This is a genomic window from uncultured Leptotrichia sp., assembly GCF_938036635.1.
Taxonomy (GTDB): domain Bacteria; phylum Fusobacteriota; class Fusobacteriia; order Fusobacteriales; family Leptotrichiaceae; genus Leptotrichia; species Leptotrichia hongkongensis.
Genome location: NZ_CALHQO010000588.1, coordinates 1 through 2,398, shown reverse-complemented (window position 1 = coordinate 2,398; position 2,398 = coordinate 1). Strand labels below are relative to the sequence as shown.

At 31.2% G+C, this 2,398-nt stretch carries 3 protein-coding genes; all 3 read left to right on the top strand.

Going from position 1 to position 2,398, the window contains the following annotated elements; genetic code table 11:
* Positions 1 to 64 precede the first annotated feature (64 nt).
* From Q0370_RS11715 to Q0370_RS11705, 3 genes are read left to right on the top strand one after another with little or no spacing between them, the layout of a single operon-like run.
* Positions 65 to 856, top strand: coding sequence for a transporter substrate-binding domain-containing protein (locus tag Q0370_RS11715; RefSeq protein WP_021768596.1), 792 nt, complete (start codon positions 65 to 67; stop codon positions 854 to 856).
* A gap of 21 nt (positions 857 to 877) precedes the next feature.
* Positions 878 to 1,591 (top strand): amino acid ABC transporter permease, encoded by a 714-nt coding sequence (locus Q0370_RS11710; protein WP_299575947.1) that lies wholly within the window; start codon positions 878 to 880, stop codon positions 1,589 to 1,591.
* Between the two features lies 1 nt (position 1,592).
* Positions 1,593 to 2,351 (top strand): amino acid ABC transporter ATP-binding protein, encoded by a 759-nt coding sequence (locus Q0370_RS11705; RefSeq protein ID WP_299575944.1) that lies wholly within the window; start codon positions 1,593 to 1,595, stop codon positions 2,349 to 2,351.
* The last annotated feature ends 47 nt before the right edge of the window (positions 2,352 to 2,398 follow it).

Genomic DNA, 2,398 nt, shown 5'->3' with positions numbered 1-2,398 from the left:
ATAGTTAAAAATTTAGTTTTACGATAATATAAATAAAAAATATAAAAATTTTGGGAGGAAAATCATGAAAAATATTTTAAAATTAACAGGAATTTTATTGATAGGACTATTTCTTATCAGTTGTGGAGGAAAACAGGAAAATGGTAAAAGTGGGAGTAGTGAAGGAAAACAAAAAGTGAAAGTTGGAACAGAAGGAGTTTATGCACCATTTACGTTTACTGATGGAAGTGGGAAATTAACTGGATATGATGTGGAAGTTGTTGAAGAAATTGGTAAAAGGGCAAATTTAGATATAGAATTTGTGCCTACGCCTTGGGATAGCATGTTTTTAGGACTGGAATCGAAAAAATTTGACTTTATTGCAAATGAAATTGCTAAAAATCCTGAAAGAGAGAAAAAATATACTTTTTCTGATGATTATTTAGTATCAGCTGCTCAAATTATCGTTAAAAAAGGAAGAACTGATATTAAAACACTTGAGGATTTAAAAGGTAAAAGAGTTATGACAGGAGTAGGAAGCAATTATAACAAGACTTTGACTGATTTTGACAAAAATAAGGAAATAAATTATGCTTATTTTGATGGAAATGTTTCAATTGCACTTGAAGAAATTGCACAAGGAAAGGCAGACGCTACTTTAAATGACAGATTGACAGTAGGATATTTTACAAAACAAAGAGGAAATCTTGTAGAAATCGTGGGAGAGCCTGTAACAAAAACACCTGTATACTTCACATTTAGAAAAGATAGCGAAGAATTGAAAAATAAAGTAAATAAAGCACTAGCTGAAATGAAAGCTGACGGAACACTTGCCAAAATATCAGAAAAATGGTTTGGTGGAGATTATACGAAATAATTTATAAACAGGAGAAAAGTAATGAAAAATAATGTACCTTTTTTAAACTGGGGATTTATGGTAAGAGCTATTCCAGAAATACTGAAAGCATTGCCGATGACTCTGAATATTGCGATTGTTACGATGATATTTTCGCTGATACTTAGTTTTTTTATCGCACTTGTGAGAATAAATAAAATTCCTGTGCTGACAAGGCTTGCTACAATTTATGTGTCCTTTATAAGAGGGACACCTCTTTTAGTTCAGATTTACCTTGCCTATTATGGATTGCCTAAAATATTAGATTATATACATTTAAAGTATGGATTTAATATAGATGTGAATAATATTCCTGCTATTATCTTTGTTTACGTAGCATTTATTTTAAATGTATCGGGTTATCTGTCGGAAACATTCAGGGCGGCAATTCAGTCGGTGGATAAAGGGCAAGTTGAAGCTGCATTGTCTATTGGAATGACAAAATGGCAGGCAATGAGAAGAATTGTGCTTCCGCAGGCGATTATAATAACTTTTCCTAATTTTGGAAATACTTTTATAAGTCTGATAAAAGATTCCTCACTTGCTTTTACAGTTTCAATTGTAGAAATGATGGGAAAAGCAAAAATAATTTCAGCTTCAGGGCTGGATATTTTTGAGGCATATATTGTTGTTGCTGGAATTTACTGGGTAGTTTGTATAATTGTGGAAAAAGTCATGGGAATTGTGGAAAAGAAATTGAGAGTAGGTGGACTGTAAAATGATAAAGGTTGAAAATCTAAAATTGTCTTTTGGAAAAAATGAAGTTTTGAAAGGAATAAACTTTAAAATAGAAAAAGGGCAGGTAATAAGTATCATAGGACCGAGTGGATCTGGAAAATCAACATTTTTACGAAGCCTTAATTTTCTTGAAACAGCTTCATCGGGAACAATAACTTTTGGAAACGAAACATTTGACTTGAGTAAAATAAATAAAAAAGATATAAACAGGCTTAGAAAAAATACGACAATGGTTTTTCAGAATTATAATTTATTCAAAAACAAAACTGCTTTGGAAAATGTAATTGAAGGTCTTTTAATTGTAAAAAAAATGAATAAGAACGAAGCAATAGAAATTGGATTGAAAATGCTTGAAAAAGTAGGGTTAAAAGATAAAACCGAATTTTACCCAAATCAGCTTTCTGGAGGGCAGCAGCAAAGAGTCGGGATTGCAAGGGCGGTTGCGATGAGTCCAGAGGTAATTTTGCTTGATGAGCCAACTTCGGCACTTGATCCTGAACTTATAGGAGAAGTTCTGAAAGTTATAAAAGATATGGTAAAAGAAAATATGACAATGATAATTGTTACCCATGAAATGCAGTTTGCAAGAGAAGTATCCGATTATGTAGTATTTATGGATAGCGGAACAATTATAGAAGAAGGAAAGCCTGAAGAAATTTTTAAAAATTCTGGAAGTGAAAGATTGCAAAATTTTCTAAGAAGATATTACGATAGCGATACAGATGTTTATTCAATTTAAAAAAATGTAGTTAAATTTTTAGAAAGAAAAATAAATTTATTAAAGTA

What these genes read in the sequence shown, in the direction of transcription:
- Q0370_RS11715 (WP_021768596.1), top strand. Translation starts at nt 65, where the DNA reads ATGAAAAATATTTTAAAATTAACAGGAATTTTATTGATAGGACTATTT.
- Q0370_RS11710 (WP_299575947.1), top strand. Translation starts at nt 878, where the DNA reads ATGAAAAATAATGTACCTTTTTTAAACTGGGGATTTATGGTAAGAGCT.
- Q0370_RS11705 (WP_299575944.1), top strand. Translation starts at nt 1,593, where the DNA reads ATGATAAAGGTTGAAAATCTAAAATTGTCTTTTGGAAAAAATGAAGTT.